Here is a 21,632-nt window from a genome sequence, read left to right as displayed (position 1 = left end):
CTGCGAAGCAGCGTCTGCGAGAAAGCTGACCATGGTTGAAAATAGCGAACTACGTAAAGCAGGACTAAAGGTAACCCTACCAAGGGTTAAAATACTCCAAATGCTCGATTCTGCCGAGCAGCGCCACATGAGTGCCGAGGATGTCTACAAGGCGCTTATGGAGGCAAGCGAGGACGTCGGCCTGGCCACGGTTTACCGTGTTCTGACCCAGTTTGAAGCTGCTGGATTAGTGGTGCGCCACAATTTCGACGGCGGTCATGCTGTGTTTGAGCTGGCTGATGGCGGCCATCACGACCACATGGTCAACGTGGAGTCCGGTGAGGTGATCGAGTTCTTCGACGAAGAAATCGAGAAGCTTCAAAAGGCTATTGTCGAAAGACACGGCTTTGATCTGGTTGACCACAATCTGGTGCTCTACGTCCGCAACAAGAAGGCGTAAGCCAGACGGCGTAAAAACCAGCACCAAAGGCGACCCCGGGTCGCCTTTGTGCTTTCTGTGGTTCAGCTTTTAGCGGTAACGACCATCTTTTTGGCGTGCGCCAGAGATTCCTTGGTCAGGTCGATGCCCCCCAGCATTCGCGCCACTTCTTCTATGCGCTCGGTCTTGCTGAGCTTTGAGACCGCCGTACGCGTGGCGTCGTTGTCGCGGACCTTGTGCACAAACAGATGCTGATGGCCCTGCGCGGCAACCTGCGGCAGGTGGGTAACGGTCATGACTTGCCCGCGCTCGCCCAGACGACGCAGCAATTGCCCCACGATCTCGGCGGTCGGCCCGCCAATGCCCACATCGACTTCGTCGAATACCAGCGTCGGCACCCGCGAGGTTTGTGCAGTAATGACCTGAATTGCAAGGCTGATACGCGACAGCTCGCCACCCGACGCGACTTTCGCCAGCGCTTTCAGTGGTTGGCCGGGGTTGGCGCTGACCAGTAGCTCTACCTGCTCAAGACCGTGAGGCGACGGTTCTACGCTGGCATTGGCTTTAAGGTCGATCTGGAAACGACCGCCCGGCATGCCCAATCGATGAATTTCCTGCTCTACGGCGCTGGCCAGTGTCGTTGCCGAATTGCGGCGCAGGTCGCTCAGTTCGCGGGCCTTCTCCTGATAGTGCCGGGCAAATGCCTGCACTTCGTGCTCCAGGCGTTCGATGGATTCATCATTGGCATTCAGTGTTTCTATTTCATCCAGCAGCTTTTGCTGCAGCGTGGCCACTTCACCTGGCTGAATGCGGTGCTTGCGCGCCAGTGTATAGATTGCATCAAGACGCTCTTCAAGCTGTTGCAGTCTGGCCGGGTCGGCATCGAAGTGATCCAGAAAACGGTTCAGTTCGCCTACCGCTTCTTCTACCTGTATCTGCGCGCTGGACAGCAAACCAGTGGCCTCGCTCAGTGCGGACGGCGAATGGTCGACGCTGCCCAGCCGATGCAGGCTGGCAGTCAGGGCATTGAGCACGTTGCCGGAATCGCTTTCACTGCACTGCTCGACCACTTGTCGGCAAATGCTCAGCAGGCTTTCGGCGTTGGTCAGATCTTTGTGTTCCTGCTCGAGCTGCTCAAGCTCGTTTTCGCCCAGGCTCAGGCTTTCCAGCTCTTCGAGCTGATAGCTGAGCAGTTGATGGCGTGCGCGCTGCTCGTCCCCTGAATTGGAAAGGCGCTCCAGCTCTTGTCGCGTCTGCCGCCAGCGCTGTGCGGCGAGATGGACCTGACGGGCCAGGTCGGTAGCGCCAGCGTATTCGTCCAGCAGGCGTCGGTGGGTATCGGTCTTGAGCAGCGACTGATGCTCATGCTGGCTGTGGATATCAATGAGCAGTTCACCCAGTGCCTTCAAATCTCCCTGAGGGCAGGGCGAGCCATTGATGTAGGAGCGTGACCGACCTTCGGCGGTAACGACCCGGCGCAGGATGCAGGGGCCGTCGTTGTCCAGGTCGCGCTCTTTGAGCCAGGTCTGTGCCTCGGGAATGTCGCCCAGGTCGAATGTGGCCAGGATGTCGGCCTTGTCAGCGCCTGGCCGGACCACGCCGCTGTCGGCACGGTCGCCCAGCGTCAGGCCCAGGGCGTCGAGCATGATCGACTTGCCAGCGCCGGTTTCGCCGGTGATGACGCTCATGCCTCGATCCAGTTCGAGGTCAAGGTGTTCGACAATGGCGTAGTTGTGTACGGAAAGGTGCACCAGCATTGAGCGGCTCCCGGGCTGTTTGTCTGGTTATTTATACAGTGTTTTATTTGTTGCTGACAATGCCTTCGCTTAGCTCGATTTGATCGGTTTGCAGTGGTTTTTAGTCGCTCTTGTGTCGGTCCGCAATTTTTCGCTCGTCCGGAATCCGCATTATTTGTCAGGGAATGCGTATCTCGATTGCATGAAACCCTTGAAGCCGGAAAATCCGATCCCATATAGGTGGGCAGAAGCGCGAATCGGGATCGCGGACGTTTTTAGAGGAGAACATGTATGGCTGACGAACAGAATCTGGATGCGCAGGCCCAGGATCAGGCTGCCGAAGCGGGCGCGGGTGATGAACTGACAACTCGCGTGCAGGTGCTCGAAGAGCAACTGGCTGCTGCGCAGGACCAATCCCTTCGCGTGGCTGCGGATCTGCAGAATGTCCGCCGCCGTGCCGAGCAGGATGTTGAAAAGGCGCACAAGTTTGCGCTGGAAAAATTTGCCGGTGATCTGTTGCCGATCATCGACAGTCTGGAGCGAGGCCTTGATCTGTCCAGTCCGGACGATGAAAGCATTCGCCCGATGCGTGAAGGCATCGAGCTGACCTTGAAGATGTTCCAGGACACCCTCAAGCGTTATCAGCTGGAAGCCATTGATCCACATGGTCAACCGTTCAGTGCCGACCAGCACCAGGCGATGGCCATGCAGGAAAGTGCCGACGTCGAGCCTAATACTGTGCTCAAGGTATTCCAGAAGGGTTATCAGCTTAATGGTCGCCTGTTGCGCCCGGCCATGGTCGTGGTCAGCAAGGCACCGTCGCCTGCAACGCCGTCAATCAACGAGCAGGCTTGAAATCAGCTGTAAGGCCCCCATTTAGAGGTCAAGCGTTTAAGAGCTACCGCACGGTGTAAGCGCACTGGCGGCAACCAAATCCAAGTTTTGCAAGTTTCGGGAGAGTCAAGATGGGCAGAATTATCGGTATCGACCTGGGGACTACCAACTCCTGCGTCTCCATTCTGGAAAACGGTAACGTCAAGGTTATCGAGAACGCAGAAGGTACTCGTACTACACCTTCGATCATTGCTTATGCCAATGACGGTGAGATCCTGGTTGGTCAGTCCGCCAAGCGTCAGGCCGTTACCAATCCGCACAACACGCTGTATGCGGTAAAGCGTCTGATTGGTCGTAAGTTTGAAGAGGATGTCGTTCAGAAAGACATCCAGATGGTCCCTTACAAGATCGTCAAGGCTGACAACGGTGATGCCTGGGTTGAAGTGAATGGCCAGAAAATGGCACCTCCTCAGATTTCCGCTGAAATCCTGAAGAAAATGAAAAAGACCGCCGAAGACTACCTCGGTGAAGCGGTTACCGAAGCGGTCATCACCGTTCCGGCCTACTTCAATGACAGTCAGCGTCAGGCTACCAAGGACGCTGGTCGTATCGCCGGTCTGGACGTCAAGCGCATCATCAACGAACCAACCGCGGCCGCTCTGGCTTACGGTATGGACAAGGCCAAGGGCGACCACACTGTCATCGTTTATGACCTGGGTGGCGGTACTTTCGACGTCTCGGTCATTGAGATTGCCGAAGTCGATGGCGAGCACCAGTTCGAAGTGTTGGCCACCAACGGCGACACGTTCCTGGGCGGTGAAGACTTTGACATTCGTCTGATCGACTACTTCGTCGACGAATTCAAGAAAGAAAGCGGCATGAACCTCAAGGGTGACCCGCTGGCCATGCAGCGTCTGAAAGAAGCTGCCGAGAAAGCCAAGATCGAGCTTTCTTCCAGCACGCAGACCGAAGTCAACCTGCCGTACATCACTGCAGATGCAACCGGTCCAAAGCACCTGGTCGTGAAAATTTCGCGCTCCAAGCTGGAATCGCTGGTTGAAGACCTGGTTCAGCGCACCATCGCTCCTTGCGAAATGGCGCTTAAAGATGCTGGCATCGACAGAAGCAAGATCAACGACGTGATTCTGGTCGGTGGTCAGACCCGTATGCCGCTGGTGCAGAAGCTGGTTACCGAGTTCTTCGGTAAAGAAGCACGTAAAGACGTCAACCCTGACGAAGCCGTTGCAATGGGTGCTGCCATCCAGGGCGCTGTATTGGCCGGTGATGTCAAAGACGTTCTGCTGCTTGACGTCAGCCCGCTGACTCTGGGTATCGAAACCATGGGCGGCGTGATGACTGCGCTGATCGAGAAAAACACCACGATTCCTACCAAGAAATCTCAGGTGTTCTCGACTGCCGATGACAACCAGAACGCGGTAACCATCCACGTACTGCAGGGTGAGCGCAAGCAAGCCGGTCAGAACAAGTCCTTGGGCAAGTTCGACCTGGCCGAGATTCCACCTGCTCCACGTGGCGTGCCACAGATCGAAGTAACCTTCGACATCGACGCAAACGGCATTTTGCATGTTGGCGCGAAAGACAAGGCGACCGGCAAGCAGCAGTCCATCGTGATCAAGGCCAACTCCGGTCTTTCCGAGGAAGAAATTCAGCAAATGGTCCGCGATGCTGAAGTCAACTCCGAAGAAGATCGCAAGTTCGAAGAGCTGGCCTCTGCCCGTAACCAGGGTGATGCGCTGGTCCACTCGACTCGCAAAATGATCGCTGATGCGGGTGACAAGGTCACTGCTGAAGAGAAGACTGCTGTCGAGGCTGCACTGGTTGCTCTGGAAGCCGCTATCAAGGGCGACGACAAGGCTGCTATCGAAGCCAAGGTTGAAGAGCTGTCGAAGGTTTCCGCGCCAATCGCTCAAAAGATGTACGCCGAGCAGGCCGAAAACCCTGAAGCAGCGGCCAAGCCTGCTGAAGAAAATACCAAGGCTGATGACGTTGTCGATGCCGAGTTCGAAGAAGTGAAAGACCACAAGTAAGCGCAGGCTCACTTGAACGCCGGTTGACCTCTTTCGAGCGCTGACTGGTAGGATGTCGCCGCGCGGGAGCTTGCTCCCGCGTTGGCGTGTCTGGAACAAGCAAAATTTCGGCGTGCGGATTTGCTCCGCAAGCCATGTGGCAAGATCGCTACGCTCCTGCGTGGCGAATCATTCTGCCGCTTTCTCGGCCAGATCCATCTGGTTGTTGAACGAAGACCAGGATCGTTGAATTGACGTGAGTTGGGTCCAGGGCCTGTATGGGGCTCAACGAGTTTGGCAGGGTTCAGGAGGGTCTTGCCGAACGTCCTCAAGAGTGCGGAAGAACTATGGCAAAGCGTGATTATTACGAAGTGTTGGGAGTGGAGCGAGGCTCCAGCGAGGCGGACCTGAAAAAGGCTTATCGCCGTCTGGCGATGAAGCATCACCCTGACCGTAACCCTGATGACAAAGCCTCGGAAGAGCTGTTCAAAGAGGCCAACGAGGCCTACGAAGTGCTGTCCGATGCCAGCAAGCGCGCTGCGTACGATCAGTATGGCCATGCTGGTGTTGACCCGAGCATGGGTGGCGGCGGCGGTTTTGGTGGTGGTGCCGGTGGTGCCAATTTCTCCGACATCTTCGGTGATGTGTTCAGTGATTTCTTTGGCGGCGGCCGTGGCGGTGGCGGCGGTGGTCGTGGCGGTGCCCAGCGCGGCAGCGATCTGCGCTATACGCTGGAGCTGAATCTGGAAGAAGCGGTTCGCGGTACTAACGTGAATATCCGCGTTCCGACACTGGTCAACTGCAAGCCGTGCGATGGCAGCGGTGCCAAGAAAGGCTCGTCGCCCGTTACCTGCCCTACCTGCGGTGGTATCGGTCAGGTTCGCATGCAGCAGGGTTTCTTCTCTGTGCAGCAAACCTGCCCACGCTGCCATGGACACGGCAAGATTATTTCCGACCCGTGCGATTCGTGCCACGGTGAAGGTCGTGTCGAAGAGTCCAAGACGCTTTCGGTCAAGGTGCCGCCAGGTGTCGATACCGGTGACCGCATTCGTCTGTCTGGCGAAGGCGAAGCGGGTACTCAGGGTGGGCCGACCGGCGACCTGTATGTCGTGATCAATGTGCGCGAACACGCGATCTTCCAGCGTGACGGCAAGCACCTGTTCTGCGAAGTGCCGATCAGCTTTACCGATGCCGCGCTGGGTGGCGAGCTTGAAGTACCGACCCTTGATGGTCGCGTCAAACTGAAAATTCCCGAAGGTACCCAGACCGGCAAGCAGTTCCGCTTGCGCGGCAAGGGTGTCGCTCCGGTGCGTGGCGGCGGTGCGGGTGACTTGATGTGCCGTGTAGCGGTCGAAACTCCGGTCAACCTGAGCAAGCGTCAGCGCGAGCTGCTTGAAGAGTTCCGCACTTCGCTTGAAAACGACGAGTCCCACTCTCCCAAGGCCAGTGGCTGGTTCGAGGGTGTGAAGCGTTTCTTCGGCGATCTGTAAGGCTATCAACGGGAGCAGGGCATGCGACGTATTGCTGTAGTGGGCGCCGCCGGGCGCATGGGCAAGACCTTGATCGAGGCGGTTCAGCAGGCACCGGGTGCCGGGTTGACCGCCGCTATCGATCGTCCTGACAGCACGCTGGTGGGTGCGGATGCAGGCGAGCTGGCTGCGCTGGGTCGTATCGGTGTGCCGTTGTCGGGCGACCTGGCAAAAGTGGCGGATGAGTTCGACGTGTTGATCGACTTCACCCACCCTTCGGTAACGCTGAAAAATCTGGCGTTCTGCCGTAAGGCCGGCAAGGCCATGATTATCGGCACGACTGGCTTCAGTGCCGAAGAGAAGCAGCGTCTGGTCGAAGCGGGTAAAGACATCCCGATTGTGTTCGCTGCCAACTTCAGCATTGGTGTAAACCTTTGCTTGAAGTTGCTGGACACCGCCGCGCGTGTTCTGGGTGATGAGGTCGATATCGAAATCACCGAGGCGCACCACCGGCACAAGGTCGATGCGCCGTCCGGCACCGCCTTGCGCATGGGAGAAGTGGTTGCCAGTGCGCTGGGGCGCGACCTGGAAAAAGTCGCTGTCTACGGCCGTGAAGGCCAGACCGGCGCGCGTGATCGTCAGACCATCGGGTTTGCGACCATTCGTGCCGGTGACGTTGTCGGCGACCATACCGTGCTGTTCGCAGCAGACGGCGAGCGGGTCGAGATTACCCACAAGGCATCCAGTCGCATGACCTTTGCCAAGGGGGCCGTACGGGCTGCAATGTGGCTCGACGGCAAGGCGCCAGGGCTTTACGACATGCAGGATGTACTGGGTCTGCATTGATTTCATAAAGGGCCATTCGTGGCCCTGTCGCATTTTCCCGCACTTCAGGCTCATTGGTGGTAGACCAAAAAGGGCCTTTTCTGTAAGCTACAGCTTTAGTGTGTCCACTAAAAGCGCGCAGATGATTCCATAAGAAAGCGGGGTGACGTAACTACGTCATTCCGCTTTTTTGCAGCCTGCGATCGCCCTTTCAGGTTTTATTTACGGGAGGTCTTCTTGACTAAGCCAGCCATACTCGCCCTTGCTGATGGCAGCATTTTTCGCGGCGAAGCCATTGGAGCCGACGGTCAGACCGTTGGTGAGGTGGTGTTCAACACCGCAATGACAGGCTATCAGGAAATTCTTACCGATCCTTCCTACGCCCAGCAAATCGTTACCCTGACTTACCCGCACATCGGCAATACCGGTACCACGCCTGAAGACGCAGAGTCCGATCGTGTCTGGTCCGCTGGCCTGGTCATCCGTGACCTGCCGCTGGTCGCCAGCAACTGGCGTAACAAGCTGTCCCTCGGTGATTACCTGAAAGCCAATAACGTCGTTGCCATCGCCGGTATCGACACGCGTCGCCTGACCCGCATCCTGCGTGAGAAAGGCGCCCAGAACGGCTGCATCATGGCTGGCGATAACATTTCCGAAGAAGCAGCCATCGCTGCTGCTCGCGGGTTCCCCGGCCTCAAAGGCATGGACCTGGCAAAGGAAGTCAGCACCAAGGACACTTACGAGTGGCGTTCCAGCGTCTGGAACCTGAAGACCGACAGCCACCCTGAAATCGCTGCTTCCGAACTGCCCTATCATGTGGTCGCTTACGACTACGGCGTCAAGGTCAACATTCTGCGCATGCTGGTCGAGCGCGGTTGCCGGGTGACTGTGGTGCCTGCGCAAACGCCTGCCAGCGAAGTGCTTGCCTACAAGCCCGACGGTGTTTTCCTGTCCAACGGCCCTGGCGACCCCGAGCCGTGCGACTACGCCATCAAGGCGATCAGGGAAGTGCTGCAAACCGAAGTGCCGGTATTCGGTATCTGCCTGGGTCACCAGCTTCTGGCCTTGGCTGCCGGTGCCAAGACCGTGAAAATGGGCCACGGCCACCACGGTGCAAACCATCCTGTTCAGGATCTGGACACCGGTGTGGTCATGATCACCAGCCAGAACCACGGTTTTGCTGTTGATGAGGCCACACTTCCGGGCAATGTTCGCGCCATTCACAAGTCGCTGTTCGACGGCACCCTGCAGGGTATCGAGCTGACCGACAAGAGCGCGTTCAGCTTCCAGGGTCACCCTGAGGCGAGCCCGGGCCCGAATGACGTCGCGCCTCTGTTTGATCGCTTTATCGAAGCCATGGCCAAGCGACGCTGACCGGTTGCCTTGAGACTGTAATACGCAGGTGCCCTGGGCGGCCCCGGACTCAATGTCCGGTTGCTGCCGCCCAGGCCACCTCAAAGAAATGTTCAAGACGGCTTGCCGACTGACCTGCGGATTTGAGTGACAACCCATGCCAAAACGTACAGATATTAAAAGCATCCTGATTCTCGGCGCCGGCCCCATCGTGATCGGCCAGGCCTGTGAATTCGACTACTCCGGCGCCCAGGCCTGCAAGGCACTGCGCGAAGAGGGTTACCGCGTCATCCTGGTGAACTCCAACCCGGCCACCATCATGACCGACCCGGCCATGGCCGACGCCACCTACATCGAGCCGATCAAGTGGCAGACCGTTGCCAAGATCATCGAAAAAGAGCGTCCTGACGCACTGCTGCCAACCATGGGCGGCCAGACGGCTCTGAACTGCGCACTGGATCTGGAGCGCGAAGGCGTTCTGGAGAAGTTCGGCGTGGAGATGATCGGCGCCAACGCCGACACCATCGACAAGGCTGAAGACCGCTCGCGTTTCGACAAGGCCATGAAGTCTATCGGCCTGGCGTGCCCGCGTTCCGGTATCGCGCACAGCATGGAAGAAGCCAACGCGGTTCTCGAAAAGCTCGGCTTCCCGTGCATCATTCGTCCATCGTTCACCATGGGCGGCACGGGCGGCGGTATCGCGTACAACCGTGAAGAGTTCGAAGAAATCTGCGCTCGCGGTCTGGACCTGTCGCCGACCAAAGAGCTGCTGATCGACGAATCGCTGATCGGCTGGAAAGAGTACGAAATGGAAGTTGTCCGCGACAAAAAGGACAACTGCATCATCGTCTGCTCGATTGAAAACTTCGACCCGATGGGCGTGCACACCGGTGACTCCATCACCGTTGCTCCGGCACAGACTCTGACCGACAAGGAATACCAGATCCTGCGTAATGCCTCGCTGGCAGTGCTGCGCGAGATCGGCGTTGAAACCGGTGGTTCCAACGTTCAGTTCGGCATCTGCCCGGACACCGGCCGTATGGTCGTGATCGAGATGAACCCGCGCGTATCGCGTTCCTCGGCGCTGGCCTCCAAGGCGACCGGCTTCCCGATCGCCCGCGTTGCCGCCAAGCTGGCAGTCGGCTACACCCTTGACGAGCTGTCGAACGAAATCACCGGCGGCAAGACCCCGGCATCGTTCGAGCCGTCAATCGACTATGTCGTCACCAAGCTGCCGCGTTTTGCTTTCGAGAAGTTCGCCAAGGCCGATGCCCGCCTGACCACTCAGATGAAGTCGGTCGGTGAAGTCATGGCCATCGGCCGTACCTTCCAGGAATCCCTGCAGAAAGCCCTGCGCGGTCTGGAAGTCGGCGTTTGCGGTCTCGATCCGAAGCTGGATCTGAGCCACCCTGAAAGCATGAGCACGCTCAAGCGCGAGCTGACTGTGCCGGGTGCCGAGCGTATCTGGTACGTCGCCGACGCCTTCCGCGCTGGCATGACGGTTGAAGATATCTTCGCCATGAACATGATTGACCCCTGGTTCCTGGTGCAGATCGAAGATCTGGTCAAGGACGAGGAGAAGGTCAAGACGCTGGGCCTGTCGGCAATCGATCGTGACCTGATGTTCCGCCTCAAGCGCAAGGGCTTCTCTGATGCGCGCCTGGCCAAGCTGGTCGGCGTCACCGAAAAGAACCTGCGTACGCATCGTCACAAGCTGGACGTGTTCCCGGTCTACAAGCGCGTCGACACCTGCGCTGCCGAGTTCGCAACCGACACCGCGTACCTGTACTCGACGTACGAAGAAGAGTGCGAAGCCAACCCTTCGACGCGCGACAAGATCATGATTCTCGGCGGTGGCCCTAACCGTATCGGCCAGGGTATCGAGTTCGACTACTGCTGTGTACACGCCGCCCTGGCGCTGCGTGAAGACGGGTACGAGACCATCATGGTCAACTGCAACCCGGAAACCGTTTCCACCGATTACGACACCTCTGACCGCCTGTACTTCGAGCCTGTCACCCTGGAAGACGTGCTGGAAATCGTCCGGGTCGAGAAGCCGAAAGGTGTGATCGTTCAGTACGGTGGCCAGACGCCGCTGAAACTGGCGCGTGCCCTTGAAGCAGCCGGTGTGCCGATCATCGGCACCAGCCCTGACGCCATTGACCGTGCCGAAGATCGTGAGCGCTTCCAGCAGATGGTCGAGCGCCTCAACCTGCGTCAGCCGCCAAATGCCACTGTGCGCAGCGAAGACGAAGCCATTCGTGCTGCGGCGAAGATCGGTTATCCGCTGGTGGTGCGCCCGTCCTATGTACTGGGCGGCCGCGCGATGGAAATCGTGTACCAGGAAGACGAGCTCAAGCGTTACCTGCGTGAAGCGGTTCAAGTGTCCAACGACAGCCCTGTGCTGCTGGACCACTTCCTGAACTGTGCCATCGAAATGGACGTCGATGCGGTCTGCGACGGAACTGACGTGGTGATCGGCGCGATCATGCAGCACATCGAGCAGGCGGGCGTTCACTCCGGTGACTCCGCATGCTCGCTGCCGCCGTACTCGCTGCCTGCACACATCCAGGACGAAATGCGCGAGCAGGTCAAGAAAATGGCCCTGGAGCTGGGCGTTGTCGGCCTGATGAACGTACAGTTGGCACTTCAGGGCGAAGATATCTACGTCATTGAAGTCAACCCGCGTGCATCGCGTACCGTGCCGTTCGTTTCCAAATGCATCGGTGTTTCCCTGGCCATGATCGCGGCTCGCGTGATGGCAGGTAAAACCCTGAAAGAGCTGAACTTCACCAAGGAAATCATTCCGAACTTCTACAGCGTGAAAGAGGCAGTGTTCCCGTTTGCCAAATTCCCTGGCGTTGATCCGATCCTCGGCCCGGAAATGAAATCGACCGGTGAAGTGATGGGTGTGGGGGATACCTTCGGTGAAGCGTTTGCCAAGGCCCAGATGGGCGCGAGCGAAGTGCTGCCAACTGGCGGTACCGCGTTCATCAGCGTACGTGACGATGACAAGCCTTTGGTTGAAGCGGTCGCTCGTGACCTCATTAATCTCGGTTTCGAGATCGTTGCCACCGCAGGCACTGCCAAGCTGATCGAAGCGGCAGGCCTGAAAGTACGTCGCGTCAACAAGGTGACCGAAGGGCGCCCACACGTGGTTGACATGATCAAGAATGACGAAGTTACCCTGATCATCAACACCACCGAAGGTCGTCAGTCGATCGCGGATTCCTACTCCATTCGTCGCAACGCCTTGCAGCACAAGATCTACTGCACCACTACCATTGCAGCAGGCGAAGCGATCTGTGAAGCGCTCAAATTCGGTCCCGAGAAGACCGTACGTCGCTTGCAGGATCTCCATGCAGGATTGAAGGCATGAAAAAATACCCAATGACCGTCCAGGGCTCTCGCGCCCTGGTAGAAGAGCTGACTCACCTGACCAAGGTGATCCGTCCCAAGTTGAGCCAGGACATCGGTACTGCGCGCGAACTGGGCGACCTCAAGGAAAACGCTGAATACCATGCTGCCCGCGAGCAGCAGGGTATGGTCGAGGCGCGTATTCGTGATATCGAAGGCCGCATGCAGAACGCTGTGGTAATCGACGTTACGACTATTCCGCACACTGGCAAGGTGATTTTCGGCACGACAGTCGAAATCGCCAACGTCGAAACCGACGAAAGCGTTGTCTACCAGATCGTTGGTGAGGACGAGGCGGATATCAAGAAGGGCAAGATTTCAGTGGGTTCGCCCATTGCTCGCGCCTTGATTGCCAAGGAAGAGGGCGATGTCGTCGTCGTGAAAACGCCTAGCGGCGTTATCGAATACGAAATCATCGAAGTGCGTCACATCTGATGCCTGTCGCCCGCTTTGGCGGGCACAGTCAGCAGCAAAAAAGAGTCAGGGCACGCCTTTTGGCGGCCCTGACTTCTGTTTTTATCCGTGTGCGCGGTGGACGTTGGAGAGCTGCTTGTTTACCTTTGGGTTCTTGCGGTAGATCAGCGCCATTTTGCCGATGACCTGTACAAGGTCCGCCGAACCGGCCTTGCACAGTTCTGCAACGGCGCCCAGGCGGCTTTCGCGGTCAAGGATATTGAGCTTGATCTTGATCAGCTCGTGATCGCTCAATGCGCGTTCAAGCTCTGCAAGTACACCTTCAGTCAAACCATTGTCAGCCACGATCAACACCGGTTTCAGATGGTGGCCAATGGATTTGTATTGTTTCTTCTGCTCTGGAGTGAGCGGCATAATCTGACCTCTGCGTCTGATCTTTTAAAAGCGGCGGCCAGTTTACCCGAGCGAGTCCGGGACCGCCCAGTTAATCACGACTCGTTTATTTTTGAGGTGCCCCGTGGCCCGTTCCAAGACAAGCCATAACTGGCTCAAAGAACACTTCGACGACAAATACGTCAAAATGGCGCAGAAGGACGGTTACCGTTCGCGTGCCAGCTACAAGCTGCTCGAGATCCAGGAAAAGGACAAACTCATCCGTCCTGGCATGACCGTTATCGACCTTGGTGCTGCGCCGGGAGGCTGGTCGCAGGTGACCAGTCGTCTGATCGGCGGTCAAGGTCGTCTGATTGCTTCCGACATCCTTGAAATGGACAGCATCCCTGATGTGACCTTCATTCAGGGGGATTTTACCGAGGACAAGATTCTCGAGCAGATCCTTGAGGCAGTCGGTAATACGCAGGTAGACCTTGTGATTTCCGATATGGCCCCCAATATGAGTGGATTGAGCGCTGTAGATATGCCGCGTGCGATGTTTCTCTGTGAATTGGCGCTCGATCTGGCCGGTCGGGTACTACGTCCCGGTGGCGATTTTCTGATCAAGGTCTTCCAGGGTGAAGGCTTCGATGTCTACCACAAGGATATTCGCAAGTTGTTTGACAAGGTGCAGATGCGCAAGCCTTCGTCATCCCGCGACAGGTCACGCGAGCAATACCTGCTGGCTCGCGGCTTTCGTGGAATCGACGGGGCAGCCAGCATCGAGCGTTTTTGAAGGGGCACGATAGCTTTTTTCAAATGGCGTTACCGATGCAGCATGACTGAACATTGTGTTGTCAAAGTTTCACAAAGGGTTACAGACGGTGTCTGCCGTATCTGTAGGTTCTGTAGTAAGTTAGGCCGGTGAATATCATGCGAGGCACGCTTGCTGCGTGGAGCTTGCTTCAGAGGGTAGCTAATTGAACGATATGGCAAAGAATTTGATCCTGTGGTTGATCATCGCGGCTGTCCTGGTGACGGTGATGAACAACTTCTCCAGCCCTAACGAGCCGCAGAACCTCAACTATTCCGAGTTCATCCAGCAGGTCAAGGATGGCAAGGTCGAGAAGGTTTCCGTCGACGGCTACGTCATTACGGGCAAGCGCAGTGATGGCGACACCTTCAAGACCATCCGCCCGAACATTCCGGACAACGGTCTGATCGGTGATCTGGTCAGCAACAACGTCGTGATCGAAGGCAAGCAGCCTGAGCAGCAGAGCATCTGGACTCAGTTACTGGTGGCCAGCTTCCCTATCCTGGTGATCATTGCGGTGTTCATGTTCTTCATGCGCCAGATGCAGGGCGGGGCGGGCGGCAAGGGCGGCCCGATGAGCTTTGGCAAAAGCAAGGCGCGTCTGTTGTCCGAAGATCAGGTCAAGACCACCCTGGCCGATGTTGCCGGTTGTGACGAAGCCAAGGAAGAAGTCGGCGAGCTTGTCGAGTTCCTTCGTGACCCGGGCAAGTTCCAGCGTCTGGGCGGCCGTATCCCGCGTGGCGTTCTGATGGTCGGTCCTCCGGGTACCGGTAAGACGCTGATCGCCAAGGCCATTGCTGGCGAGGCGAAAGTGCCGTTCTTCACCATTTCCGGTTCTGATTTCGTCGAGATGTTCGTGGGTGTTGGTGCAAGCCGCGTCCGTGACATGTTCGAACAGGCCAAGAAACATGCTCCTTGCATCATCTTCATCGACGAAATCGATGCGGTCGGTCGCCATCGTGGCGCTGGCATGGGTGGTGGTCACGACGAGCGTGAACAGACTCTCAACCAGTTGCTGGTCGAGATGGACGGTTTTGAAATGAATGACGGCATCATCGTCATTGCCGCAACCAACCGTCCTGACGTGCTGGACCCGGCGCTGCTGCGTCCAGGTCGTTTCGACCGCCAGGTAGTTGTAGGTCTGCCGGACATTCGTGGCCGCGAGCAGATCCTCAAGGTTCACATGCGCAAGGTTCCGATGGGCGAAGACGTCAACGCAGGCGTTATCGCTCGCGGTACGCCGGGTTTCTCCGGTGCCGATCTGGCTAACCTGGTCAACGAAGCGTCGCTGTTCGCTGCTCGCTCCGGCAAGCGCGTCGTAGAGATGAAAGAGTTCGAACTGGCCAAGGACAAGATCATGATGGGCGCTGAGCGCAAATCGATGGTCATGTCCGAAAAGGAAAAACGCAACACGGCTTACCACGAAGCAGGACACGCTATCGTCGGACGCCTGGTGCCTGAGCATGATCCGGTTTACAAGGTCTCCATCATCCCGCGCGGTCGTGCGCTGGGTGTGACGATGTTCCTGCCGGAAGAAGACCGTTACAGCCTGTCCAAGCGTGCGTTGATCAGCCAGATCTGCTCGCTGTACGGTGGTCGTATCGCGGAAGAAATGACCCTTGGCTTCGATGGCGTCACAACCGGTGCCTCCAATGACATCATGCGTGCCAGCCAGATTGCCCGGAACATGGTCACCAAGTGGGGGCTGTCTGAAAAACTCGGCCCGCTGATGTACTCGGAAGACGAAGATGCAGGTTACCTGGGGCGCGGCAGCAGCCAGAACTCCAGTGTTTCCGGCGATACTGCCAAGCTCATCGACTCCGAAGTGCGCAGCATCATCGATCACTGCTACGGCACTGCCAAGCAGTTGCTGACGGACAATCGTGACAAGCTTGAAGCGATGGCCGATGCGCTGATGAAGTATGAAACCATTGATGCCGATCAGATCGACGACATCATGACCGGTCGCGTGCCTCGTGAACCGCGTGACTGGGGCGGTGGTTCGGGTACCAGCGGTACTCCGATCACACCTGACCCTCGTCCGGAAACTCCGATTGGCGGCCCTGCTGCCGAGCACTAAGGTCTGACATGACATCTGCGCTGTACCCAACCCGGTTGCCTTGCGGCAATCGGGTTCTTGATTTGGCCCGTACGCATGTGATGGGTATCCTCAATGCAACCCCAGACTCGTTTTCGGATGGCGGCCGCTACAGCCAGCTTGATGCTGCCTTGCGTCATGCCGAGGCGATGGTGCTGGCAGGTGCCACACTGATCGACGTTGGTGGAGAGTCGACGCGCCCTGGTGCGCGTCCGGTGTCTGCGTCAGAAGAGGTCGAGCGTGTGGCGCCGGTGGTTGAGGTCATCGCGCGCGAGCTGGATGTGATCATCTCTGTGGACACCTCCACGCCTGAGGTCATGCTGGCGACGGCTGGCCTGGGTGCCGGGCTTATCAATGACGTCCGCTCGCTTCAGCGGCCAGGCGCGCTTGAGGCGGCTGCAAGCACTGGTTTGCCGGTGTGTCTCATGCACATGCTGGGTGAGCCCGGAACCATGCAGAATGACCCGCACTACGAAGACCTGGTGGGTGAGGTTTGTGCCTTCCTGGCTGAGCGGATGAAACAGTGTGTTGCGGCGGGAATCGGTCAGCAGCAGATCATTCTTGATCCGGGCTTTGGCTTTGCCAAGACGCTGGAGCACAATCTGAGTCTGTTCAAGCATATGGAGGTGCTGCAAGCGCTCGGCAGGCCTTTGCTGGTAGGTGTTTCGCGCAAAAGCATGATTGGTGCTGTATTGGGGCGCTCCGTAGATCAGCGTCTATCCGGTGGGCTGGCCCTGGCTGCTTTGGCTATGACCAAGGGAGCCCGAATTCTACGTGTGCACGATGTCGCCGAAACGGCTGACGTGGTGCGCATGATCGCAGCTGTCCAGGCAGCTGAATAACAACAGTGGGGCATCCATGACTACCAGAAAATATTTCGGAACCGACGGCATTCGTGGTCGCGTAGGGCAATTTCCGATCACGCCCGAGTTCATGCTGAAACTGGGTTGGGCTGCAGGCATGGCCTTTCGCAAGATGGGCGCCTGCCGGATTCTCGTCGGCAAGGACACGCGCATCTCCGGCTACATGTTCGAATCCGCCCTTGAGGCCGGGCTCTCTGCGGCCGGTGCTGACGTGCTCCTGCTGGGGCCTATGCCGACACCTGCGATTGCCTACCTGACACGTACGTTTCATGCCGAAGCAGGCATCGTGATCAGTGCCTCGCACAATCCGCACTACGACAACGGCATCAAATTCTTCTCCGGTCAGGGCACCAAACTGCCTGACGAGATCGAAATGATGATCGAAGAGCTGCTCGATGCGCCGATGACCGTGGCGGAGTCCGAGAACCTCGGCAAGGTTTCGCGAATCAACGATGCCGCAGGGCGTTACATCGAATTCTGCAAAAGCAGCGTGCCGACCAGCACCGACTTTGCCGGCCTGAAGGTGGTCATCGACTGCGCGCACGGTGCGACCTACAAGGTTGCGCCCAACGTCTTTCGTGAGCTTGGCGCGCAGGTTGTGGTGCTTTCTGCGCAGCCTGACGGGCTCAATATCAACAAGAATTGCGGTTCCACTCACATGGAGGCCTTGCAGGCGGCAGTGGTCGCAGAGCATGCCGACATGGGCATTGGCTTCGACGGTGACGGCGATCGCGTGTTGATGGTTGACCATACCGGGACCATCGTCGATGGCGACGAGCTGCTTTACATCATTGCCCGTGATCTGCATGAGCGTGGGCGCTTGCAGGGTGGCGTCGTCGGCACGTTGATGAGTAATCTCGGGCTTGAACTGGCCTTGGCCGAGCAGAACATCCCGTTTGTTCGTGCCAATGTCGGTGACCGTTATGTGATCGCCGAGCTGCTTGAGCGTAACTGGCAGATTGGCGGTGAAAACTCCGGCCATATCGTGTGCTTCCAGCACGCCACCACCGGTGATGCGATCATTGCATCGTTGCAGGTGATACTGGCTCTGCGTCGCAGCGGCATCAGCCTCGCCGAAGCGCGTCTGAAACTGCGCAAATGCCCGCAGATCCTGATCAATGTGCGTTTTGCAGGTTCAGGTGTAGACCCGGTTTCGCACCCTTCGGTCCAGCAAGCCTGTGCACGTGTTACCGAGCAGATGGCCGGACGGGGCAGGGTGCTGCTGCGCAAGTCGGGCACAGAGCCTTTGGTGCGCGTGATGGTCGAAGGTGAGGATGAACCCCAGGTCAGATCGTATGCCGAAGAGCTCGCAAAACTGGTTGCTGAAGTTTGCGCCTGATTTCGGCTTGCCAGTGTCGGAAGTGTTGGGTAACATCTGCGCCCACTTTGACCCACGAGGTGTAGCATGCGTCGCCCAATGGTAGCTGGTAACTGGAAAATGCACGGTACCCGCGCCAGCGTCGCTGAGCTGATCGAGGGTTTGGGCAAGCAGGTGTTGCCTGGCAGCGTCGATATCGCCGTAATGCCTGCAAGTCTGTTTACCAATCAGGTGATCGAAGGGCTTAAGGCAACGTCGATCATCGTCGGTGCGCAGGATGCAGCCATTCAGGCTGAGCAGGGCGCGCTGACCGGTGAGGTAGCGTCGAGTCAGCTGGCTGATGCAGGTTGCAAGCTGGTACTTGTCGGGCATTCCGAGCGTCGTCAGTTGATCGGCGAGCAGGATCATGTCCTCAACAAGAAGTTTGCGGCGATCCAGGCAAGCGGTCTGACACCTGTGCTCTGCATAGGCGAAACGCTTGAAGAGCGCAAGGCAGGGCAGACGCTTGAAGTTGTCGGGCGTCAGCTGGACAGTGTTATCGCCGAGTTTGGCGTCAGCGCACTGATCAATGCCGTAATTGCCTACGAGCCGGTCTGGGCCATTGGCACCGGATTGACTGCTTCGCCTCAAGAGGCGCAGGAAGTGCACGCAGCAATCCGTGCGCAACTGGCAAAAGAGAATGCCGAAGTCGCACAAGGCGTGCGACTTCTCTATGGCGGCAGCGTGAAGGCGGCCAATGCGGTCGAGCTCTTCAGCATGCCGGATATCGATGGGGGGCTCATTGGTGGAGCTTCCCTGAATGCAGATGAGTTCGGTGCGATCTGTCGCGCCGCGGGAAACTGAAAAAATGCTGGAAACAGTCGTAATCGTTTTTCACCTGTTGGGCGCTCTGGGCGTTGTCGCTCTGGTATTGCTGCAGCAGGGTAAAGGTGCTGACGCCGGTGCGTCGTTCGGAGCAGGTGCATCAAATACTGTCTTCGGAGGTCAAGGAACCTCTACCTTTCTCAGTAAGTTTACTGCTATACTTGCAGCATGTTTTTTCATAACCAGCTTGGGGTTAGGTTACTTTGCTAAAGAGAAAGCTCAACAGCTGACTCAAGTAGGTTTGCCAGATCCCGCAGTACTGGAAGTGAAGCAAAAGCCGGCAGCAGATGATGTACCGGTTCTCGAAGGGCAAAAGCCAGCTGTTGTTCCAGCTGACGTACCTCAAGCCCCAGAGAAGAAGTAAAAAAGAATTCGGCGATGTTTCGTGAGGTCGCCAAAGAGTTGTAATGCCGAGGTGGTGGAATTGGTAGACACGCAACCTTGAGGTGGTTGTGCCCAATGGGTGTAGGGGTTCGAGTCCCCTTCTCGGTACCAATTAACAAGGGAGCCCGCATTAGCGGGCTTTCTTGTAGGTGGATGTTGGATTGACCCAGCAATGGATCGGTCGTATACTTCCGCCCCAGCTTTGTCGCGGGGTGGAGCAGTTTGGTAGCTCGTCGGGCTCATAACCCGAAGGTCGTTGGTTCAAATCCAGCCCCCGCAACCAGTTTTAGCGGAGCCCCTTTTAAGGGGCTTTTTGTTAGCTGGACAGTACATGACGTCGATGTTCAGCGGCGTTTTCAGGGATGGGCTTTTGCCCATTTTTTTATTTCTAAAGCATGCACGAGGGGGTTCAGGTGTCGAGCAAGCTAGAACAGTTGCAGGACTTGTTGGCCCCGGTGGTCGTAGCCCTTGGCTATCAATGCTGGGGGATCGATTTCAGTTCCCAGGGCAAGCATTCGGTGCTGCGCATTTATATTGATAAGGAAGGTGGTGTTCTGGTCGACGACTGCGCAATCGTAAGTCGCCAGATCAGCGGTGTATTGGACGTAGAAGATCCGATCAGCACTGAATACACCCTTGAAGTATCGTCTCCTGGCATGGAGCGCCCGCTGTTCACTATTGAGCAGTTTGCTTCGTACGCCGGGGAACAAGTGAAAATAAAGCTGCGTTCACCTTTCGAAGGGCGACGCAACTTTCAAGGCCTTCTCCGCGGGGTGGAGGAGCAGGATGTCGTGGTGCAGGTTGAAGACCATGAGTTCCTGTTGCCGATCGACATGATCGACAAGGCCAACATTATTCCCACGTTTGACTGAGACGTGCCGGTTACTGCGGATCCCGCGGATCCAATGGCTTGCGAAAGGCGAGGCGTACGATGAGCAAAGAAGTACTGCTGGTTGTTGAGTCGGTGTCCAATGAAAAGGGCGTTCCGGCAAGTGTAATTTTTGAAGCGCTGGAGCTGGCTCTTGCCACCGCTACCAAGAAACGTTTTGAAGATGAAGTAGAACTGCGTGTAGAGATCAATCGCCAGACAGGCAACTACGAGACTTTCCGTCGCTGGACAGTTGTCGAAGACGAAGATCTGGACGATCCTGCGTACGAATTGGCCGTAGACCAGGCTCAAGTCAAGAAGCCAGGTGCCGTTGCGGGCGACCTGATCGAAGAAAAAATCGATTCCATCGAATTCGGTCGTATCGCCGCACAGACCGCCAAGCAAGTCATTGTGCAGAAAGTTCGTGAAGCCGAGCGTGCTCAGGTAGTCGACGCCTACCGTGAGCGTCTGGGTGAAATCATTTCTGGTACTGTTAAAAAGGTTACGCGTGACAATGTCATCGTTGACCTGGGTAACAATGCCGAAGCCTTGCTGGCTCGTGAAGACATCATTTCCCGGGAAACTTTCCGGGTCGGTGTTCGCGTCCGTGCTTTGCTGAAGGAAATTCGTACTGAAAACCGTGGTCCTCAGCTGATTCTGTCGCGTACTGCGCCAGAAATGCTGATCGAGCTTTTCCGCATTGAAGTGCCGGAAATTGCCGAAGGTCTCATCGAGGTGATGGCTGCCTCCCGTGACCCGGGTTCTCGTGCGAAAATCGCTGTTCGCTCCAAGGATAAACGAATCGATCCGCAAGGTGCCTGTATCGGCATGCGCGGTTCGCGAGTTCAGGCTGTTTCCGGCGAGCTGGGTGGCGAGCGTGTGGATATCGTTCTTTGGGACGATAACCCGGCGCAGTTCGTGATCAATGCAATGTCTCCTGCAGAAGTAGCGGCAATCATCGTAGATGAAGACGCGCATGCAATGGACATCGCAGTGGGAGCGGACAACCTGGCCCAGGCTATTGGTCGTGGCGGTCAGAACGTGCGTCTGGCGAGCCAGTTGACTGGCTGGACCCTGAACGTAATGACCGAATCGGACATCCAGGCCAAGCAGCAAGCTGAAACCGGTGACATCCTGCGCAATTTCATCGAAGAACTCGAAGTCGATGAAGAATTGGCACAGGTGCTGGTTGATGAAGGCTTCACCAGCCTGGAAGAGATTGCCTACGTACCGTTGGAAGAAATGCTCAACATCGACGGCTTTGACGAAGACATCGTCAACGAGCTTCGCGCTCGTGCCAAGGATCGTTTGTTGACTAAAGCCATCGCTACAGAGGAAAAGCTGGCAGACGCCCATCCGGCCGAAGACCTGCTCTCGCTTGAGGGTATGGACAAGGATTTGGCGATGGAACTGGCGGTGCGCGGCGTAATTACCCGCGAAGACCTGGCCGAGCAGTCTATAGATGACCTGCTCGACATCGACGGCATTGACGATGATCGTGCCGGCAAGTTGATCATGGCCGCCCGAGCCCACTGGTTCGAGTAATTGGGCGCGGCCT

18 protein-coding genes and 2 tRNA genes are annotated in these 21,632 nt (G+C 57.2%); 18 read left to right on the top strand and 2 right to left on the bottom strand.

Going from position 1 to position 21,632, the window contains the following annotated elements; genetic code table 11:
* The first annotated feature begins 31 nt into the window (after nt 1-31).
* Nucleotides 32-439, top strand: coding sequence for a ferric iron uptake transcriptional regulator (gene fur / locus RYC17_RS06380; RefSeq protein ID WP_002555142.1), 408 nt, complete (start codon nt 32-34; stop codon nt 437-439).
* A 62-nt stretch (nt 440-501) separates the two neighbouring features.
* Here the strand turns inward: fur and recN are convergent, their stop codons facing one another.
* Nucleotides 502-2,175 (bottom strand): DNA repair protein RecN, encoded by a 1,674-nt coding sequence (gene recN, locus RYC17_RS06375; protein ID WP_316902644.1) that lies wholly within the window; start codon nt 2,173-2,175, stop codon nt 502-504.
* A gap of 270 nt (nt 2,176-2,445) precedes the next feature.
* On the opposite strand from recN, the gene grpE reads away from it, so the two are divergent.
* The 7 genes from grpE (at nt 2,446) to greA (ending at nt 12,514) form a co-directional block, all read left to right on the top strand.
* Entirely contained in the window at nt 2,446-3,009 is a 564-nt protein-coding gene (gene grpE / locus RYC17_RS06370) for a nucleotide exchange factor GrpE (protein ID WP_003313642.1), read from the top strand.
* Between the two features lie 110 nt (nt 3,010-3,119).
* Nucleotides 3,120-5,036 carry a molecular chaperone DnaK gene (gene dnaK / locus RYC17_RS06365; protein WP_316902643.1) on the top strand — a complete coding sequence of 639 codons (1,917 nt, stop codon included), beginning with the start codon at nt 3,120-3,122 and terminating at the stop codon, nt 5,034-5,036.
* A 326-nt stretch (nt 5,037-5,362) separates the two neighbouring features.
* Nucleotides 5,363-6,505, top strand: a complete 1,143-nt coding sequence (gene dnaJ / locus RYC17_RS06360; RefSeq protein ID WP_002555138.1) for a molecular chaperone DnaJ — start codon at nt 5,363-5,365, stop codon at nt 6,503-6,505.
* 21 nt (nt 6,506-6,526) lie between these two features.
* Entirely contained in the window at nt 6,527-7,330 is an 804-nt protein-coding gene (gene dapB / locus RYC17_RS06355) for a 4-hydroxy-tetrahydrodipicolinate reductase (protein WP_004656680.1), read from the top strand.
* Nucleotides 7,331-7,546: 216 nt separating this feature from the next.
* Complete coding sequence (gene carA / locus RYC17_RS06350) at nt 7,547-8,683, top strand: glutamine-hydrolyzing carbamoyl-phosphate synthase small subunit (RefSeq protein WP_058407970.1); 1,137 nt, start codon at nt 7,547-7,549, stop codon at nt 8,681-8,683.
* A 136-nt stretch (nt 8,684-8,819) separates the two neighbouring features.
* A complete protein-coding gene (gene carB / locus RYC17_RS06345) occupies nt 8,820-12,041 on the top strand; it encodes a carbamoyl-phosphate synthase large subunit (RefSeq protein WP_230016807.1) in 3,222 nt (1,073 codons plus the stop codon).
* The gene (gene greA / locus RYC17_RS06340) at nt 12,038-12,514 is read left to right on the top strand and encodes a transcription elongation factor GreA (RefSeq protein WP_057403435.1); all 477 of its coding nucleotides are present in this window, start codon (nt 12,038-12,040) and stop codon (nt 12,512-12,514) included. The genes carB and greA overlap by 4 nt, the downstream gene beginning before the upstream one ends.
* 81 nt (nt 12,515-12,595) lie before the next feature.
* Here the strand turns inward: greA and RYC17_RS06335 are convergent, their stop codons facing one another.
* Nucleotides 12,596-12,907: a YhbY family RNA-binding protein gene (locus RYC17_RS06335; protein ID WP_002555133.1), complete on the bottom strand. Its 312-nt coding sequence runs from the start codon at nt 12,905-12,907 to the stop codon at nt 12,596-12,598.
* 103 nt (nt 12,908-13,010) lie between these two features.
* Here RYC17_RS06335 and rlmE point away from each other — a divergent pair, with 103 nt between their 5' ends.
* The 10 genes from rlmE to nusA all read left to right on the top strand — a co-directional run bounded on the left by rlmE (nt 13,011) and on the right by nusA (nt 21,619).
* A complete protein-coding gene (gene rlmE, locus RYC17_RS06330) occupies nt 13,011-13,661 on the top strand; it encodes a 23S rRNA (uridine(2552)-2'-O)-methyltransferase RlmE (RefSeq protein WP_004666214.1) in 651 nt (216 codons plus the stop codon).
* Nucleotides 13,662-13,854: 193 nt separating this feature from the next.
* Complete coding sequence (ftsH, locus tag RYC17_RS06325; RefSeq protein WP_058400684.1) at nt 13,855-15,759, top strand: ATP-dependent zinc metalloprotease FtsH; 1,905 nt, start codon at nt 13,855-13,857, stop codon at nt 15,757-15,759.
* An 8-nt stretch (nt 15,760-15,767) separates the two neighbouring features.
* Nucleotides 15,768-16,619, top strand: coding sequence for a dihydropteroate synthase (folP, locus tag RYC17_RS06320; protein ID WP_058407967.1), 852 nt, complete (start codon nt 15,768-15,770; stop codon nt 16,617-16,619).
* A 16-nt stretch (nt 16,620-16,635) separates the two neighbouring features.
* Nucleotides 16,636-17,979, top strand: a complete 1,344-nt coding sequence (gene glmM / locus RYC17_RS06315; RefSeq protein ID WP_058407966.1) for a phosphoglucosamine mutase — start codon at nt 16,636-16,638, stop codon at nt 17,977-17,979.
* Between the two features lie 66 nt (nt 17,980-18,045).
* Nucleotides 18,046-18,801 (top strand): triose-phosphate isomerase, encoded by a 756-nt coding sequence (tpiA, locus tag RYC17_RS06310; RefSeq protein WP_122280602.1) that lies wholly within the window; start codon nt 18,046-18,048, stop codon nt 18,799-18,801.
* 4 nt (nt 18,802-18,805) lie between these two features.
* Nucleotides 18,806-19,186, top strand: coding sequence for a preprotein translocase subunit SecG (gene secG, locus RYC17_RS06305; RefSeq protein WP_004656657.1), 381 nt, complete (start codon nt 18,806-18,808; stop codon nt 19,184-19,186).
* A 45-nt stretch (nt 19,187-19,231) separates the two neighbouring features.
* Nucleotides 19,232-19,317, top strand: a tRNA-Leu gene (locus RYC17_RS06300).
* A 95-nt stretch (nt 19,318-19,412) separates the two neighbouring features.
* Nucleotides 19,413-19,489: transfer RNA gene (locus RYC17_RS06295), tRNA-Met, on the top strand.
* Nucleotides 19,490-19,619: 130 nt separating this feature from the next.
* Nucleotides 19,620-20,078, top strand: coding sequence for a ribosome maturation factor RimP (rimP, locus tag RYC17_RS06290; protein ID WP_002555126.1), 459 nt, complete (start codon nt 19,620-19,622; stop codon nt 20,076-20,078).
* 59 nt (nt 20,079-20,137) lie between these two features.
* Nucleotides 20,138-21,619, top strand: a complete 1,482-nt coding sequence (nusA, locus tag RYC17_RS06285; RefSeq protein ID WP_003418834.1) for a transcription termination factor NusA — start codon at nt 20,138-20,140, stop codon at nt 21,617-21,619.
* Nucleotides 21,620-21,632 lie beyond the last annotated feature (13 nt).

Source organism: Pseudomonas syringae group sp. J248-6 (assembly GCF_032586995.1).
GTDB classification, from domain to species: Bacteria; Pseudomonadota; Gammaproteobacteria; order Pseudomonadales; family Pseudomonadaceae; genus Aquipseudomonas; species Aquipseudomonas amygdali.
The sequence above is the reverse complement of the archived record's forward strand: the minus strand, read 5'-3'. Positions and strand labels throughout refer to the sequence as shown.

Excerpts from the sequence above, each read along its gene's own strand:
- grpE (WP_003313642.1), top strand. The coding sequence starts at position 2,446 with ATGGCTGACGAACAGAATCTGGATGCGCAGGCCCAGGATCAGGCTGCC.
- dnaK (WP_316902643.1), top strand. The coding sequence starts at position 3,120 with ATGGGCAGAATTATCGGTATCGACCTGGGGACTACCAACTCCTGCGTC.
- greA (WP_057403435.1), top strand. The coding sequence starts at position 12,038 with ATGAAAAAATACCCAATGACCGTCCAGGGCTCTCGCGCCCTGGTAGAA.
- carB (WP_230016807.1), top strand. The coding sequence starts at position 8,820 with ATGCCAAAACGTACAGATATTAAAAGCATCCTGATTCTCGGCGCCGGC.
- RYC17_RS06335 (WP_002555133.1), bottom strand. The coding sequence starts at position 12,907 with ATGCCGCTCACTCCAGAGCAGAAGAAACAATACAAATCCATTGGCCAC.
- recN (WP_316902644.1), bottom strand. The coding sequence starts at position 2,175 with ATGCTGGTGCACCTTTCCGTACACAACTACGCCATTGTCGAACACCTT.
- secG (WP_004656657.1), top strand. The coding sequence starts at position 18,806 with ATGCTGGAAACAGTCGTAATCGTTTTTCACCTGTTGGGCGCTCTGGGC.
- fur (WP_002555142.1), top strand. The coding sequence starts at position 32 with ATGGTTGAAAATAGCGAACTACGTAAAGCAGGACTAAAGGTAACCCTA.
- nusA (WP_003418834.1), top strand. The coding sequence starts at position 20,138 with ATGAGCAAAGAAGTACTGCTGGTTGTTGAGTCGGTGTCCAATGAAAAG.
- dnaJ (WP_002555138.1), top strand. The coding sequence starts at position 5,363 with ATGGCAAAGCGTGATTATTACGAAGTGTTGGGAGTGGAGCGAGGCTCC.
- folP (WP_058407967.1), top strand. The coding sequence starts at position 15,768 with ATGACATCTGCGCTGTACCCAACCCGGTTGCCTTGCGGCAATCGGGTT.
- tpiA (WP_122280602.1), top strand. The coding sequence starts at position 18,046 with ATGCGTCGCCCAATGGTAGCTGGTAACTGGAAAATGCACGGTACCCGC.
- ftsH (WP_058400684.1), top strand. The coding sequence starts at position 13,855 with ATGGCAAAGAATTTGATCCTGTGGTTGATCATCGCGGCTGTCCTGGTG.
- glmM (WP_058407966.1), top strand. The coding sequence starts at position 16,636 with ATGACTACCAGAAAATATTTCGGAACCGACGGCATTCGTGGTCGCGTA.
- dapB (WP_004656680.1), top strand. The coding sequence starts at position 6,527 with ATGCGACGTATTGCTGTAGTGGGCGCCGCCGGGCGCATGGGCAAGACC.